The following is a 15,760-nucleotide window of genomic DNA, read 5'->3' as shown; positions in this document are numbered from 1 at the left end:
CGAATCATCCCCCTGGTGCGGCCGGTTGTGCGGCTTCCAGGAGCCCGGCGAGTTCCACCAGGTCGGTGCCGGTGAGGCGGGGCAGCACACAGCCGGACAGGATGCGGCAGGCGTCCCGCCAGGACTCCGGGATGGCCTCGCCGCCGCCGAGAGCGCCGGTGAGCGCGCCCGCCAGGGCCGGGGCGGAGTCGGCGAGACGGGACAGGCACACCGCGGCGGGCAGCGCCCGGTCGATCCGGCCGCCGGCCGCCGTGGCCAGGGCCAGGGCGACCGGAACCGTCTCGGCGGCGGCGATGCCGTAGCTGTAGACGTGGTCGACGATCTGGTGCTCCAGCAGCGGCACCAGCGCGAACGCGCCGTCGCTGTCCTCGGCCAGCTTCAGCGCGTGCCGGGCGTTGCGGCCGATCTCCGTTCCCTCGGGGAGTTCGGCCAGCGCGGCCGTGACGCAGTGCTCGACGCCGGCACCGGCGAGGGCCGCCGCGAGCGCCGCCGCCATCGCCCGGGCGCCGTGCACACCGTCGCCGTCCTGGGTGTAGCGGGCGTCGAACTCGGCCAGTTCGGCGGCACGGCCGGGGTCGCCCGGGTGGGCGACGGCCAGTACGCACGCCCGTACACAGGCCGCGTCGTCGAAGTAGTGCGGGTTGTCGTGCCCGGTGGCGGGCGGGCGCAGGCCGGTGGCCAGGTTGCCGAGGCCGGCCCGTACCGAGATGCGGGCGCGCAGCGGCAGCACCGCCGACTCCACCTCGGGCGCGCGTTCGGCCGCCGCGGCGACCTCGCCGGCCACCGCGTTCCAGGTGAGGTCGATCGCGGCCCGCATCCGGCGCTCCCGGCTGAGGTCGCCGAGCGCGTCGTCGTCCCCGGCCCGCAGCACGGCCTCCGCCGCGAACACCGCCCATTCGGCGTCGTCGGACGGGCCGAGGCACAGCGGCTCGGGCGGCTGGTTGAGGGCGATCGGGACGGGCAGCGTGGTCGTCGCGTTCTGCTCGGCGAAGGTGTCCAGCTCACGGGTGAGCCGCCGGGTCCACTCGGGCATCCGCGCGGCCCGGTGCCGCCCGGCGGGCCACCCGGCGGCGTCACCGGCGGCCAGCCCCAGCAACAGCCCTTCGATCCGTCTCTGGCTTCTCCGGCTTCTCATGCTCATGCGACCACCTCCAGCTGGTCGTGGGTGAGGACGAGGGACCTGGGTGGCGGGGCAGGGGAGGACCGCGCGGACGGTGGGAGCGGGACTGGGACTCTCAGCGGGATTGGGGCTGGGACTGGGGCCGGGACCGGGACCGGGACTGGGGTGTGTGTCCTGTCGTGCGCCGGGGACAGGGGCGCGTCGTGCCGTGCGGTGCCGCTCGGCCGGCGGGTGGTGCAGCGGGCGCCTTCGGTCCGCCCGGCCACACGGACGGCACGGCGCCGCCCGCAGGACGGCGCGGCGGCGGGGTCTGACGGCGGCGGTGGGGGTGGGGGTCTCTCGGTGTGTCGTCGGTGGGTCATGGCCGGGGCCTCGGTCGGGTGGTTTCTGGTGGGGGTGTGTCTTCTGGCGGGGTGTGTGTGATGTGCCGGGTAGTGGGGGTGCTGGGTCGGTGAGTGCCGGGGTGGGGTTCGCCGGGCAGCGGGTGGTGTGGGGGTGCCTGTCGGGTGGTGTGGCGACGGGGTCTGATGGCGACGGTGGGGGTGGGGGTCTTTGGGTGTGTCGTGGGTGAGTCGCGGCCGGGGCCTCGGTCGGGTGGTTTCTGATGGGGGTGTGTGGTGTGCCGGGTGTGGGGGTGCCGGGTCGGCGAGTGCCGTTGTGGGGTTCGCCGGGTAGCGGGTGGTGTGGGGGTGCCTGTCGGGTGGTGTGGCGGCGGTGGGGGTGGGGGTCTTTGGGTGCGTGTCGTCGGTGGGTCATGGGGGCGGTCCGGGGCGGGTGGCCCGGGGTCGGGGGGTGCGTGGTGCGCCGTCGGGCGGGGTTTTCGCGCGCGGTGGCGTGTGTGGTCGCCGGTCCGGGCGGGGTTCCCGCGATGCGTTGCCGGCCTCTCATGCCCCGATCTCGCTCTCGTCGCCGGTGAGGACGCGGGCGGCCGGGCAGGGGAGGGCGGCGCGCCGCAGGGAGGCGTCCGGACGCAGGACGTCCCGGCGAGCCGCCGGCCCGGCTCCCCGTGCCCCGCTCGCCGCCCTCTCCACCAGGAGGTCCGCCAGGTCCAGCACGTGCCGTCCGGCCATGGACGGCAGGCAGCTGCCCCGTGCCGGGCCGATGGCCGCCGCCCAGTGGGCCGGGATGGCGGCGGCACCCTGGGTCGCTCCGGCCAGGGCGCCCGCGACCGCCGCTGTGGTGTCGGCGTCGCGGCCCATGTTGACGGCGGTGAGGACCGCGTCGCGGAAGTCGCCGTCGGCGGCGGCGTACGCGCCGAAGGCGAGGGCCACCGCCTCGGGGGCCAGGTCGGTCCAGGGGTAGCCGCCGATGACCACCGCGCGGCGCACCGCCCGTTCGCCCTGGTGGGCGGCGGCCGTGGCCCGGCGCAGCGAGCGGGCCGTCCAGGAGTCGTCCGGTACGACGGCGAGGGCGGACGCCACGACCGCGACCGGGGTCGCGCCCGCCATCGCCGCCGCGACCCCGGCCGCCACCGCCCGCCCACCGTGGATGCCCTCGCCCTCGTGGCTGACCGAGCCGTCGATCGCGACCAGCCGGGCCGCCTCGGCGGGCCGCCCGGCGGCGAACACCCCGAACGGCGCCGCCCGCATGGCCAGGCCGTCGCTCCAGGCGTGCCGGTGCTGGGCCGAGATGGGCGCGGCCAGGCCCCGGCGGAGGTTCTCCAGCGTGCCGCGCTCGCTGAACCCGGCGCCGCGGAAGGGGCCGTCGGCGCGGTCGGCGATGTGCTCGTGCCAGGCCGCCTCCGCATGGGCCGGGGTGAGCGCGGATCCGTGCCGGGCGAGCAGGAGCCCGGAGAAGAGGGCGTACTCGGTGTCGTCGGTGCCGGCCGGGTGCTCGGTGACGTAGCCGGTGATGCGGCCCCAGCGGGCGCGGATCTCGGAGGGCTTCAGGTTCTCCGCGGGTGCCCCGAGGGCGTCTCCGACGGCGAGGCCGAGCAGCGCGCCGCGCGCCCGGTCGCGCAGGGCGGCCGGGGGATCACCGGCACTGGATGCCATCGCGGGCTCTCCTCTCCAGGGCGCCGATGCCGGCGCAGAACCCTTTGCGGAACTGTCCCCGGTCCGCGACGCCACGCAGCCTCGCCGCCCGCAGCATCACCCGTACGACATCTGTGCAGCATTCATCTCGGATGAGCGAAGTGTGGGGAAACCGCAGGTTAGCCCAGCCTTTCCTTGCTGGCGGCGGCGGAATTCCCGGCGTAGATTCGGTGTTGTCGAAAAGTAGAACTCGTCCAAAAGCAAGCCTTGCCTAAGCCGCCTGGGGGACTGACGATGGCCATCCTCGACACCGAAGCGACGCTGCACGAGGCGCACCGCGACAATCACACGCACCGCGACGTGAACGGCGGCTGGCTGCGTCCGGCGGTCTTCGGCGCGATGGACGGCCTGGTCTCCAACCTCGCCCTGATGACCGGTGTGGCCGGCGGCTCGGTGAGCCAGCAGACCATAGTCCTCACCGGGCTCGCGGGCCTGGCCGCCGGCGCCTTCTCCATGGCCGCCGGCGAGTACACCTCCGTCGCCTCCCAGCGCGAGCTGGTCCAGGCCGAGCTGGACGTCGAGCGGCGCGAGCTGAGAAAGCACCCGCAGGACGAGGAGGACGAGCTGGCCGCCCTGTACGTGGCCCGGGGCGTCGAGCCGGGGCTCGCCCGCGAGGTGGCCCGGCAGCTGTCGAAGGACCCGGAGCAGGCCCTGGAGATCCACGCCCGCGAGGAACTGGGCGTCGACCCGGGCGACCTGCCCTCGCCGCTGGTCGCCGCGGTGTCGTCGTTCGGCTCCTTCGCGCTGGGCGCGCTGCTCCCCGTACTGCCCTACCTGCTGGGGGCCACCGTCCTGTGGCCGGCCGTGCTGCTCGCCCTGGCCGGACTGTTCGCCTGTGGCGCGGTGGTGGCCAAGGTGACCGCGCGGACCTGGTGGTACAGCGGTTTGCGGCAGCTTGTCCTGGGTGGTGCCGCCGCCGGTGTGACGTACGCCCTGGGTACCCTGTTCGGAACGGCCGTAGGATGATGTGAATGGATCTTATGCGTCGACTCGCATAAGTAACCGTTACCCGCTGGTTTCGACCGCATGACCACCGGGCATGAGCCGTAAGCGCTGTGGGCAATGAGGCCTACCGTGCACCCGCGGGGCGGGGCGACGACGCCGCCCTCCCCGTCCTTCACGGGCCGACGGGCGTGGCATCCGACCGATCCCGTCCTTCCCCGGCCCCCACACAAGACTTCACCGCCGGGCGCGGAAACCCCCCGCCGCCGACCCAGCGGTGTCCGCATGCTGGAACGGAATATCCGATTCCCGAGAACCGCTCCATCATGTAATCTGCACGAAATTTCGCACTTACGCAGAGGGCCAACGTCGTCCCTCGGCACCAGCACATGCCAGATGACGACGACGGGAGAGCCGATGCGTACGCCGCGCCAGCCGTCCCAGCACTCCGCGAACGGCCGAAACTGGTCGTTCATGGATGCTCGCCCTGCTGCGCAGGGTATGTACGACCCCCGCAACGAGCACGACGCCTGCGGCGTCGGCTTCGTGGCCACCCTCACCGGCGAGGCGAGCCACACGCTGGTCGAGCAGGCGCTCACGGTTCTGCGCAACCTGGAGCACCGCGGCGCCACCGGTTCCGAGCCCGACTCCGGCGACGGCGCCGGCCTGCTCTCCCAGGTGCCCGACGCGTTCCTGCGCGAGGTGGCCGGATTCGAGCTGCCCGCCGCCGGCTCCTACGCCGTCGGCATCGCCTTCCTCCCCGAGGACGGCATCGCCGACACCGTCTCACAGATCGAGACGATCGCGGCCGACGAGGGCCTGACCGTCCTCGGCTGGCGCGAGGTCCCCGTCGCCCCCGAGCTGCTCGGCGCCACCGCCCGCTCCACGATGCCCGTCTTCCGACAGCTGTTCGTCGCCGACGGCGTCAGCGAGGGCATCGCCCTGGACCGCAAGGCGTTCGTGCTGCGCAAGCGCGCCGAGCGCGAGGCCGGTGTCTACTTCCCGTCGCTGTCCGCGCGCACCCTCGTCTACAAGGGCATGCTCACCACCGGCCAGCTGGAGCCGTTCTTCCCGGACCTGTCCGACCGCCGCTTCGCCTCCGCGATCGCGCTCGTCCACTCCCGGTTCTCCACCAACACCTTCCCGAGCTGGCCGCTCGCCCACCCCTACCGCTTCGTCGCGCACAACGGCGAGATCAACACCGTCCAGGGCAACCGCAACTGGATGGTCGCCCGCGAGTCCCAGCTCGCCTCGGACCTCTTCGGAGGCAAGGACAAGCTGGAGCGGATCTTCCCGATCTGCACCCCCGACGCCTCCGACTCCGCCTCCTTCGACGAGGTCCTGGAGCTGCTCCACCTCGGCGGCCGCTCCCTGCCGCACTCCGTGCTGATGATGATCCCGGAGGCGTGGGAGAACCACGACTCCATGGACCCGGCCCGCCGCGCCTTCTACGGCTACCACTCCACGATGATGGAGCCCTGGGACGGTCCCGCCTGCGTCTGTTTCACCGACGGCACCCAGGTCGGCGCCGTCCTCGACCGCAACGGCCTGCGCCCCGGCCGCTACTGGGTCACCGACGACGGCCTCGTCGTCCTCGGCTCCGAGGTCGGCGTCCTCGACATCGACCCGGCCAAGGTCGTCCGCAAGGGCCGCCTCCAGCCCGGCCGCATGTTCCTCGTGGACACCGCCGAACACCGCATCATCGAGGACGACGAGATCAAGGCGACCCTCGCCGCCGAGCAGCCGTACGCCGAGTGGCTGGAGGCCGGCGAGATCGAGCTGGGCGACCTGCCCGAGCGCGAGCACATCGTCCACACCCACGCCTCGGTCACCCGCCGCCAGCAGACCTTCGGCTACACCGAGGAGGAGCTCCGCGTCCTCCTCGCGCCGATGGCCAAGACCGGCGCCGAGCCGATCGGCTCCATGGGCACCGACTCGCCGATCGCCGCGCTCTCCGAGCGCCCGCGGCTGCTGTTCGACTACTTCACCCAGCTGTTCGCCCAGGTCACCAACCCGCCGCTGGACGCCATCCGCGAGGAACTGGTCACCTCCCTGCGCAGCTCGCTGGGCCCCTCGGGCAACCTGCTGGAGCCGACCGCGGCCTCCTGCCGCAGCGTCGTCCTGCCCTTCCCGGTGATCGACAACGACGAGCTGGCCAAGCTCATCCACATCAACGCCGACGGCGACATGCCCGGCTTCAAGGCCGCGACCCTCTCCGGCCTGTACCGGGTCTCCGGCGGCGGCGACGCCCTCGCCGCCCGCATCGACGAGATCTGCGCCGAGGCCGACGCCGCCATCGACAACGGCGCCCGGCTGATCGTCCTGTCCGACCGCCACTCCGACGCCGAGCACGCGCCGATCCCGTCGCTGCTGCTCACCGCGGCCGTCCACCACCACCTCATCCGCACCAAGCAGCGCACCCACGTGGGCCTGCTGGTCGAGGCCGGCGACGTCCGCGAGGTCCACCACATCGCCCTGCTCATCGGCTACGGCGCCGCCGCGGTCAACCCCTACCTGGCGATGGAGTCCGTCGAGGACCTGGTCCGCGCGGGCACCTTCCTGCCGGGCATCGAGCCCGAGAAGGCCATCCGCAACCTGATCCACGCCCTCGGCAAGGGCGTGCTGAAGGTCATGTCCAAGATGGGCATCTCCACCGTCGCCTCCTACCGCGGCGCCCAGGTCTTCGAGGCCGTCGGCCTGGACGGGACCTTCGTCGAGAAGTACTTCAACGGCACCACCACCAAGATCGGCGGCGTCGGCATCGACGTCATCGCCAAGGAGGTCGCCGCCCGCCACGCCAAGGCCTACCCGGCCTCCGGCATCGCCCCGGCCCACCGCGCCCTGGAGATCGGCGGCGAGTACCAGTGGCGCCGCGAGGGCGAGCCGCACCTGTTCGACCCGGAGACGGTCTTCCGCCTCCAGCACTCCACGCGCACCGGCCGCTTCGACATCTTCAAGAAGTACACCTCGCGCGTGAACGAGCAGTCCGAGCGCCTGATGACGCTGCGCGGCCTGTTCGGCTTCAAGTCCGACCGGCAGCCGATCCCGGTCGAGGAGGTCGAGCCGGTCTCCTCGATCGTCAAGCGGTTCTCCACGGGCGCCATGTCGTACGGCTCCATCTCCCGGGAGGCGCACGAGACCCTCGCCATCGCCATGAACCAGCTGGGCGGCAAGTCCAACACCGGTGAGGGCGGCGAGGACCCCGAGCGCCTGTACGACCCGGCCCGGCGCAGCGCGATCAAGCAGGTTGCCTCCGGCCGCTTCGGCGTGACCTCCGAGTACCTGGTCAACTCCGACGACATCCAGATCAAGATGGCCCAGGGCGCCAAGCCCGGCGAGGGCGGCCAGCTGCCCGGCCACAAGGTGTACCCGTGGGTGGCGAAGACCCGGCACTCGACGCCGGGCGTGGGCCTCATCTCCCCGCCGCCGCACCACGACATCTACTCCATCGAGGACCTGGCCCAGCTGATCCACGACCTGAAGAACGCCAACCCGCAGGCCCGCATCCACGTGAAGCTGGTCTCCGAGGTCGGCGTCGGCACGGTCGCGGCCGGTGTCTCCAAGGCCCACGCGGACGTCGTCCTGATCTCCGGCCACGACGGCGGCACGGGCGCCTCCCCGCTGACCTCGCTCAAGCACGCCGGCGGTCCCTGGGAGCTCGGCCTGGCCGAGACCCAGCAGACCCTGCTGCTCAACGGCCTGCGCGACCGCATCGTCGTGCAGACCGACGGCCAGCTGAAGACCGGCCGCGACGTCGTCATCGCCGCGCTGCTGGGCGCCGAGGAGTTCGGTTTCGCCACCGCCCCCCTCGTCGTCTCCGGCTGCGTGATGATGCGCGTGTGCCACCTGGACACCTGCCCGGTCGGCATCGCCACCCAGAACCCGGTGCTGCGCGAGCGGTTCTCCGGCAAGGCCGAGTACATCGTGAACTTCTTCCGGTTCATCGCCGAGGAAGTCCGCGAACTCCTGGCCGAGCTGGGCTTCCGCTCCATCGAGGAGGCCGTCGGCCACGCCGAGCTCCTCGACGTCACCCGCGCCGTGAACCACTGGAAGGCGCAGGGCCTGGACCTGGACCCGCTCTTCCACGTGCCCGAGCTGCCCGAGGGCGCCGTGCGCCACCAGGTGACCGCCCAGGACCACGGCCTGGAGAAGGCCCTCGACAACGAGCTGATCAAGCTCGCCGCCGACGCCCTGGCCGCACCCGGCGCCGCCGAGGCCCAGCCGGTGCGCGCCCAGGTCGCCATCCGCAACATCAACCGCACCGTCGGCACCATGCTCGGCCACGAGGTGACGAAGAAGTTCGGTGGCGCGGGCCTGCCCGACGACACCATCGACATCACCTTCACCGGCTCCGCCGGCCAGTCCTTCGGCGCCTTCGTCCCGCGCGGCATCACGCTGCGCCTGGAGGGCGACGCCAACGACTACGTCGGCAAGGGCCTGTCCGGCGGCCGGATCGTCGTCCGCCCGGACCGCGCGGCCGACCACCTCGCCGAGTACAGCGTCATCGCGGGCAACACCCTCGCCTACGGCGCCACCGGCGGCGAGATGTTCCTGCGCGGCAAGACCGGTGAGCGCTTCTGCGTGCGCAACTCCGGCGCACTGGTCGTCTCCGAGGGCGTGGGCGACCACGGCTGCGAGTACATGACCGGCGGTCACGCGGTCGTCCTCGGCGAGACCGGCCGCAACTTCGCGGCCGGTATGTCCGGTGGCATCGCCTACGTCATCGACCTCGACCGCGACAACGTCAACGTCGGCAACCTCGACGCGGTCGAGGCGCTCGACGAGAGCGACAAGCAGTGGCTGCACGAGGTGGTGCGCCGCCACCAGGAGGAGACGGGCTCCACCGTCGCCGAGAAGCTGCTCGCCGAGTGGGACACGGCCGTCGAGCGCTTCAGCAAGATCATTCCCAGCACGTACAAGGCAGTGCTCGCCGCCAAGGACGCCGCCGAGCGAGCCGGTCTGTCCGAGACCGAGATCACCGAGAAGATGATGGAGGCGGCGATCAATGGCTGACCCGAAGGGCTTCCTGAACCACGGCCGCGAGGTCGCCAAGACCCGTCCCGTCGGTGAGCGCGTCAAGGACTGGAACGAGGTCTACGTCCCCGGCTCCCTGCTGCCGATCATCTCCAAGCAGGCCAGCCGCTGCATGGACTGCGGCATCCCGTTCTGCCACAACGGCTGTCCGCTCGGGAACCTGATCCCCGAGTGGAACGACTACGCCTACCGCGAGGACTGGACCGCCGCCTCCGAGCGGCTGCACGCCACGAACAACTTCCCGGAGTTCACCGGCCGCCTGTGCCCGGCTCCGTGCGAGTCGGCGTGTGTGCTCGGCATCAACCAGCCGCCGGTCACCATCAAGAACGTCGAGGTCTCCATCATCGACAAGGCGTGGGAGGACGGGGGCGTCGCCCCGCAGGTTCCCGAGCGCCTGTCCGGCAAGACCGTCGCCGTCATCGGCTCGGGCCCGGCGGGCCTGGCCGCCGCCCAGCAGCTCACCCGGGCCGGCCACACCGTCGCCGTCTACGAGCGCGCCGACCGCATCGGAGGCCTCCTCCGCTACGGCATCCCCGAGTTCAAGATGGAGAAGCGGCACATCAACCGCCGTATCGAGCAGATGCGCGCGGAGGGCACCCGCTTCCGCACCGGCGTCGAGATCGGCCGCGACATCAAGGCGACCGACCTGAAGAAGCGCTACGACGCGGTCGTCATCGCCGCCGGCGCCACGACCGCCCGCGACCTGCCGGTGCCGGGCCGCGAGCTCAAGGGCATCCACCAGGCGATGGAGTACCTGCCGCTGGCCAACAAGGTCCAGGAGGGCGACTACGTCACCGCGCCCATCTCGGCCGAGGGCAAGCACGTCGTCGTCATCGGCGGCGGTGACACCGGCGCGGACTGCGTGGGCACCGCCCACCGCCAGGGCGCGGCCTCCGTCACCCAGCTGGAGATCATGCCCCGCCCGAACGACGAGCGGCACCCCACCAGCCAGCCCTGGCCGACCTTCCCGATCCTGTACAAGGTCACCTCGGCCCACGAGGAGGGCGGCGAGCGGATCTACGCCGCCTCCACCACCCACTTCGAGGGCGACGAGGACGGCAACGTGCAGTGGCTGCACCTGGCCGAGGTCGAGTTCGTCGACGGCAAGCTGACCTCCAAGCCGGGCACCGAGCGCAAGATCCCCGCCCAGCTGGTCACCCTCGCCATGGGCTTCACCGGCACCGACCGGGTCAACGGCCTGGTCGAGCAGTTCGGCCTGGAACTCGACGATCGCGGTAACATCGCCCGCGACGCCGACTTCCAGACCAATGTGCCGGGTGTCTTCGTCGCCGGTGACGCCGGCCGCGGCCAGTCGCTCATCGTGTGGGCGATCGCCGAGGGCCGCTCGGCCGCCCGCGGCGTCGACCGCCACCTGACCGGCGCCAGCGACCTGCCGGCCCCGATCCGCCCGACGGACCGCGCGCTGACGGTCTGACGCGCGGTCACGAGAGAACGTCCCGTACAACGGCGTACGGGCGGGCCATCTGGGGGACTTCCCCCAGACCCCCCGTGCCGGCGCCTGCCCGCCCGTCCCCGACCGGACACCAGGGCAGGCGCCGTCGCATGCCGTCGCACGTCCCGGAAACCGTACGAGCCCTCCCCGGCGTCCCCGTCCCCGACCGACAGGGGAGGAGCGGGACATGGCCGCGATCAGTCTGAGCAAGGTGGAGGAGACCGCGCCCGCGCTGGTCAGCCTCTACAAGAGCGCGGGGGCCTCGCTCGTCGAGCACGGCCTCGACGAGCAGCGGGCCGCCGTCTACCTCGTGCTCGACCACTCCGGCTCCATGCGGCCGTACTACCGCGACGGCAGCGTGCAGGCGCTCGCCGACCGGGTGCTCTCGCTCTCCGCGCACCTCGACGACGACGGCCGCGTCCCGGTGGTGTTCTTCTCCACGGACGTCGACGCCGTCGGCGAGATCTCCCTCGACGACCACCAGGACAGCATCCGGCGCATGGCGGCCGGCCTCGGCCACATGGGCCGCACCCACTACGAGGCCGCCATGGACGCCGTGATCGACCACTACCTCGACTGCGGCGCCACGGACCCCGCCCTGGTCGTCTTCCAGACCGACGGCGCCCCCTCCGGCAGGGCCGCCGCCGAACGCCACCTGTGCAAGGCCGCGAAGCTCCCCCTCTTCTGGCAGTTCGTCGGCTTCGGCAACGCCCGCGGCCACCAGTTCGACTTCCTGCGCAGGCTCGACGAACTGGCGGTGCCGGACAGACGCGTCGTCGACAACGCGGGCTTCTTCCCCGCCGGCCGTGATCCGCGGCGCCTGTCCGACGCCGAGCTGTACGACCGCCTCCTCGCCGAGTTCCCGCTGTGGCTGGCGGCGGCCCGGACGCAGGGCATCGTCGCCCCGGCACGGTGACGACCGCCCCGCCTACGTGTCACACTCCAGCACCGTCCGGCACAGCGCGCACCGCGCCCGCACCCGGCCACGCACCGGCACCCTGATCCGCTGATGGCAGGTCGGGCACGGGAACGACACCCGCAGCGGCTCCGGCCCCGACGACGTGAAAGAGTACGGCGCTCCCGGCGCTCCCGGCGCGGTCGGCGGCTCCCGGCCGGGCTCCTGCGCGTGCCGCCGGTCGCGGGCGTAGCGGCGCCGGCCCGCCCAGCCGGCGGCCGTCAGCGGCGGCTGCTGCGCGTCACGGCGGGCCCGGGCCAGCCCCTTCACATACGCCTCGTAGCCCTGCGGACTGGTGAACCACGTCGAGGGGTCCTCACCGAAGAACAGCGCCCGCTTGGCCAGGACGTACCCGAACTCCTCCGGCGTGAGATAGCCGAGCTTCTGCGAGGACGTGCCGTGCTCCCGGAAGGCGTCCAGCAGCAGCCAGCCGGCACCCAGGTACGTCGCCGCCGTGTCCGTGAGGATCTCGTTGTCCCGCAGACCGGGGAAGGACAGGTCCAGACGGTGCAGATAGACGTGCATCACCTCATGCGCCAGGGCCGCGCCGATGTCCCGGCGATGAGTGCGGAAACGGTCGTTGAGCTCGACGAAGTACTCCGGGCCCGACGTCAGCTCCACGTTCGCCGCGTGCTTCATCTCCCGGAAGCTGACGATCAGCCGCGCGTCCGGCAGCCCGTAGTGGCGCACCAGCTCCCGGGCCACTCGCTGGGCGCCCAGATGCAGGTCGTCGGTGTCGCAGAACGCCACGTCGGCCGGGGCCACACTGGTCGCGAACGTCTGGACGGTGTCGTACGACAGCCGTTTGTACAGCGCCGTGATCGCGGCACGCACCGTCTCCAGATGCGGGAAACCGTGCTCGACCGGTCCGTCGTCCGCCACGTCCGTACCCCCAAAGACGCCCTGAACCCTTCCACTCTATGCACAGCGGGCTCCGCACGGCGGGAACCGGGCGGTCCGGCCCCGTAAGGTGAACCCTCATGACCATCAGCAGCACCGGTACCGGCGACGTCGACCCCGCCGTCCTCAGCGAACTCGCCCGCCTGCGCGACAGCATCGACAACATCGACGCCGCCGTCGTCCACATGCTCGCCGAGCGGTTCAAGGCGACCCAGCAGGTCGGCCACCTCAAGGCCGCCCACCAGCTGCCGCCCGCCGATCCGGCCCGCGAGGCCCGTCAGATCGCCCGCCTGCGCGCACTCGCCGAGGACGCCAAACTCGACCCGGCGTTCGCCGAGAAGTTCCTCAACTTCATCATCGCCGAGGTGATCCGCCACCACGAACGCATCGCCGAGAAGTCCGCCAACGGCGACCCGGCCCCGACCAACTGACCCCGCCCCACGGCCCCGGTGACCACGGCGCCGCCCCGTCGAGCCCCGCCCCCGCACGGTGTCGGCTCCCGGCCCTGCGCGGACGCCGGCCCCGGCCCGCGCAGGGACGGGCGGCCGCTGGACCCATTGCGCGGGAACGCGCCGGGTGCCCTGCCGGGCCCCGTGCGCGCGGACGGAACCGCGCGAGCGGGGCACGTGTCGTGTCGGTTCGCCGGCGCGGGAGTGAGCCGCCCTCGGTCCCCGGATCCCCCTCGTGCCCCGGCCGAGGGATCAGGCACCATGGCGTCCATGTCCGTACTGACGCGCGACGAAGCGCAGACCCGTGCCCAGCTCCTCGACGTCCACCACTACAGCGTCGACCTCGACCTGACCCGTGGAGACGACACCTTCGACTCCCGGACCGTCATACGGTTCACCGTACGCACCGGCACCGGCCAGGACACCACGGACACCTTCGTCGAGCTCAAGCCCGCCGAACTGCGCTCCGCCACCCTCGACGGACAGCCCCTCGACCCGCACGGCCTCAGCGGCAACCGCCTGCCCCTGAAGAACCTCACCCCCGGCGAACACGAACTGCGGGTCGACGCCGCCATGCGCTACTCCCGCACCGGCGAGGGCATGCACCGCTTCACCGACCCCTCCGACGGCGAGACCTACGTCTACACCCAGCTGTTCCTCGACGACGTCCAGCGCGTCTTCGCCGCCTTCGACCAGCCCGACCTCAAAGCCGTCTTCGACCTCACCGTCACCGCACCCGACGGCTGGACCGTCCTCGCCAACGGCGTCACCGAGCACACAGGGGACGGCGTCTGGAAGGCCGCCACCACCCCGCTCATCTCCACCTACCTCGTCGCCGTCGCCGCCGGCCCCTGGCACTCCGTGCGCACCGAACACCGCGGCCTGCCCTTCGCCATCCACTGCCGCCGCTCCCTCGCCCCCCACCTCGACGCCGACGCCGACGAGATCCTCGACGTCACCCGCGCCTGCTTCGACCGCTACCACGAGAAGTTCGAGCAGCCCTACCCGTTCGACTCCTACGACCAGGCGTTCGTCCCCGAGTTCAACGCCGGCGCCATGGAGAACCCCGGACTGGTCACCTTCCGCGACGAGTTCGTCTTCCGCTCCGCCGTCACCGACACCCAGCGGCAGACCCGCGCCATGGTCATCGCCCACGAGATGGCCCACATGTGGTTCGGCGACCTCGTCACCCTGCGCTGGTGGGACGACATCTGGCTGAACGAGTCCTTCGCCGAGTACATGGGCTACCAGACCGCCGCCGAGGCGACCCGCTTCACCGACACCTGGACCGAGTTCGGCGTCTCCCGCAAGGCCTGGGGCTACGACGCCGACCAGCGCCCCTCCACCCATCCCGTCGCCCCCGAGAGCGTCGAGGACACCGCCTCCGCCCTCCTCAACTTCGACGGCATCTCCTACGCCAAGGGCGCCTCCGCCCTGCGCCAGCTCGTCGCCTGGCTCGGCGAGAAGGACTTCCTGGCCGGCATCAACATCCACTTCGACAGGCACAAGTTCGCCAACGCCTCCCTCGCCGACTTCATCGACTCCCTCGCCGCCGCCACCGACCGCGACGTCCACGCCTGGGCCGACGCCTGGCTGCGCACCACCGGCGTCGACACCCTCACCGCGTCCACCGACGCCCGCCCCGGCACGTGGTCCCTCACCCTCGGCCGCGACGGCAGCCGCCCCCACCGCGTCACCATCGGCGTCTACGACCGCGACCTCGCCGACGGCCGCACCCTGACCCTGCGGGAACGCTACGAGACCGACGCACCGCACGAAACCGCACCCGAACCCCGCCCCGGCATCCGCCCCGCACTGGTCGTCCCCAACGACCTCGACCTGACCTACGCCAAGGTCCGCCTCGACGACACCTCCCTGGAAACCGCCCTGCGCGGCCTGTCCGGCATCCCCGACGCACTCACCCGCGCGGTCGTGTGGAACACGCTGCGCGACATGGTCCGCGACGGTGAACTCGCCCCCGCCGACCACCTGGCGACCGCCGCGGCCCACCTGCCGGAGGAGACCGACCTCGCCCTCGTCCAGGGCGTCCTCGCCTTCGCCCGCACCCACATCGCCGACCGCTACCTCGCCCCCGACCAGCGGCCCACCGCCCTCGCCACCCTCACCGACCTGTGCCGCGACCTCATCCGCCGCACCGAGGACGGCGACAACCCCGGCCTGCGCCTCATCGCCGTACGCCACTTCATCGACAGCGCCGCCCACCCTGACACCATCGCCTCCTGGCTCGCCGACGGCACCGTCCCCGGCGGCCCCGAACTCGACCCCGAACTGCGCTGGCGCATCCTCGCCCGCCTCGCCGTCCTCGGCGCCACCGACGAGACCGCCATCGCCGCCGAACTCCAGCGCGACCCCTCCGCCACCGGCCAGGAAGGCGCCGCCCGCTGCCGCGCCGCCCTGCCCGACCCCGACGCCAAACACGCCGCCTGGCAGGCGATGTTCGCCTCCGACGACCTGTCCAACTACCTGTTCACCGCCACCGCCCAGGGCTTCTGGCAGCCCGAACAGGCCGACCTCGTCCAGGACTACGTGGCCCGCTTCTACGAGGACGCCGTCGCCGTCGCCGCCCGCCGCGGCCCCGCCATCGCCCGCGCCGCCGGCCACTGGGGCTTCCCCGCCCACGCCGTGGACACCGACCACCTCCGTCTCGGCCAGGCCTGCCTGCGCGACGCCGACCCCGTTCCGGCCCTGCGCCGCACCCTCGTCGACCAACTCGACGACCTCGCACGCGCACTGCGCGTCCGCACCGCGTAGACACCCGCGAGGCCCAGCCCCCAGGGGAGGGGCCCGACCGAAGGCCCCAGGTGTGCGGGCCGAGCCACGACCCGGCCCGCACACCTCACGCGGCCCGTGCCG

Annotated in this window: 9 protein-coding genes; 6 read left to right on the top strand and 3 right to left on the bottom strand. The window is 72.4% G+C overall.

Annotated elements, in window-relative coordinates:
- Window positions 1–4: 4 nt before the first annotated feature.
- The gene (locus ABZ484_RS10885) at window positions 5–1,141 is read right to left on the bottom strand and encodes an ADP-ribosylglycohydrolase family protein (RefSeq protein WP_358865562.1); all 1,137 of its coding nucleotides are present in this window, start codon (window positions 1,139–1,141) and stop codon (window positions 5–7) included.
- Between the two features lie 863 nt (window positions 1,142–2,004).
- Complete coding sequence (locus tag ABZ484_RS10880; protein WP_358865561.1) at window positions 2,005–3,114, bottom strand: ADP-ribosylglycohydrolase family protein; 1,110 nt, start codon at window positions 3,112–3,114, stop codon at window positions 2,005–2,007.
- Window positions 3,115–3,387: 273 nt separating this feature from the next.
- Between ABZ484_RS10880 and ABZ484_RS10875 the strand changes: the two genes are divergently transcribed.
- From ABZ484_RS10875 to ABZ484_RS10860, 4 genes are all read left to right on the top strand, one after another.
- Complete coding sequence (locus ABZ484_RS10875) at window positions 3,388–4,119, top strand: VIT1/CCC1 transporter family protein (protein WP_358865560.1); 732 nt, start codon at window positions 3,388–3,390, stop codon at window positions 4,117–4,119.
- A gap of 393 nt (window positions 4,120–4,512) precedes the next feature.
- Window positions 4,513–9,108, top strand: coding sequence for a glutamate synthase large subunit (gltB, locus tag ABZ484_RS10870; RefSeq protein ID WP_358865559.1), 4,596 nt, complete (start codon window positions 4,513–4,515; stop codon window positions 9,106–9,108).
- A complete protein-coding gene (locus tag ABZ484_RS10865) occupies window positions 9,101–10,564 on the top strand; it encodes a glutamate synthase subunit beta (RefSeq protein WP_358865558.1) in 1,464 nt (487 codons plus the stop codon). The genes gltB and ABZ484_RS10865 overlap by 8 nt, the downstream gene beginning before the upstream one ends.
- 205 nt (window positions 10,565–10,769) lie before the next feature.
- On the top strand, window positions 10,770–11,498 hold the full coding sequence (locus tag ABZ484_RS10860) for a VWA domain-containing protein (protein WP_358865557.1): 729 nt from the start codon (window positions 10,770–10,772) through the stop codon (window positions 11,496–11,498).
- A gap of 12 nt (window positions 11,499–11,510) precedes the next feature.
- On the opposite strand, the gene ABZ484_RS10855 is transcribed toward ABZ484_RS10860, so the two are convergent.
- The gene (locus ABZ484_RS10855; protein ID WP_358865556.1) at window positions 11,511–12,419 is read right to left on the bottom strand and encodes a hypothetical protein; all 909 of its coding nucleotides are present in this window, start codon (window positions 12,417–12,419) and stop codon (window positions 11,511–11,513) included.
- 98 nt (window positions 12,420–12,517) lie between these two features.
- Between ABZ484_RS10855 and ABZ484_RS10850 the strand changes: the two genes are divergently transcribed.
- Together ABZ484_RS10850 and pepN are read left to right on the top strand one after the other, a co-directional pair.
- Window positions 12,518–12,868, top strand: coding sequence for a chorismate mutase (locus ABZ484_RS10850; protein WP_358865555.1), 351 nt, complete (start codon window positions 12,518–12,520; stop codon window positions 12,866–12,868).
- A gap of 279 nt (window positions 12,869–13,147) precedes the next feature.
- Window positions 13,148–15,658 (top strand): aminopeptidase N, encoded by a 2,511-nt coding sequence (gene pepN, locus ABZ484_RS10845; RefSeq protein ID WP_358865554.1) that lies wholly within the window; start codon window positions 13,148–13,150, stop codon window positions 15,656–15,658.
- Window positions 15,659–15,760 lie beyond the last annotated feature (102 nt).

The organism is Streptomyces sp. NPDC006393, assembly GCF_040628575.1.
In the GTDB taxonomy this organism is placed as follows: domain Bacteria; phylum Actinomycetota; class Actinomycetes; order Streptomycetales; family Streptomycetaceae; genus Streptomyces.
The sequence above is the reverse complement of the archived record's forward strand: the minus strand, read 5'-3'. Positions and strand labels throughout refer to the sequence as shown.

Excerpts from the sequence above, each read along its gene's own strand:
- ABZ484_RS10880 (WP_358865561.1), bottom strand. The coding sequence starts at position 3,114 with ATGGCATCCAGTGCCGGTGATCCCCCGGCCGCCCTGCGCGACCGGGCG.
- ABZ484_RS10850 (WP_358865555.1), top strand. The coding sequence starts at position 12,518 with ATGACCATCAGCAGCACCGGTACCGGCGACGTCGACCCCGCCGTCCTC.
- ABZ484_RS10875 (WP_358865560.1), top strand. The coding sequence starts at position 3,388 with ATGGCCATCCTCGACACCGAAGCGACGCTGCACGAGGCGCACCGCGAC.
- ABZ484_RS10865 (WP_358865558.1), top strand. The coding sequence starts at position 9,101 with ATGGCTGACCCGAAGGGCTTCCTGAACCACGGCCGCGAGGTCGCCAAG.
- pepN (WP_358865554.1), top strand. The coding sequence starts at position 13,148 with ATGGCGTCCATGTCCGTACTGACGCGCGACGAAGCGCAGACCCGTGCC.
- gltB (WP_358865559.1), top strand. The coding sequence starts at position 4,513 with ATGCGTACGCCGCGCCAGCCGTCCCAGCACTCCGCGAACGGCCGAAAC.
- ABZ484_RS10885 (WP_358865562.1), bottom strand. The coding sequence starts at position 1,141 with ATGAGCATGAGAAGCCGGAGAAGCCAGAGACGGATCGAAGGGCTGTTG.
- ABZ484_RS10860 (WP_358865557.1), top strand. The coding sequence starts at position 10,770 with ATGGCCGCGATCAGTCTGAGCAAGGTGGAGGAGACCGCGCCCGCGCTG.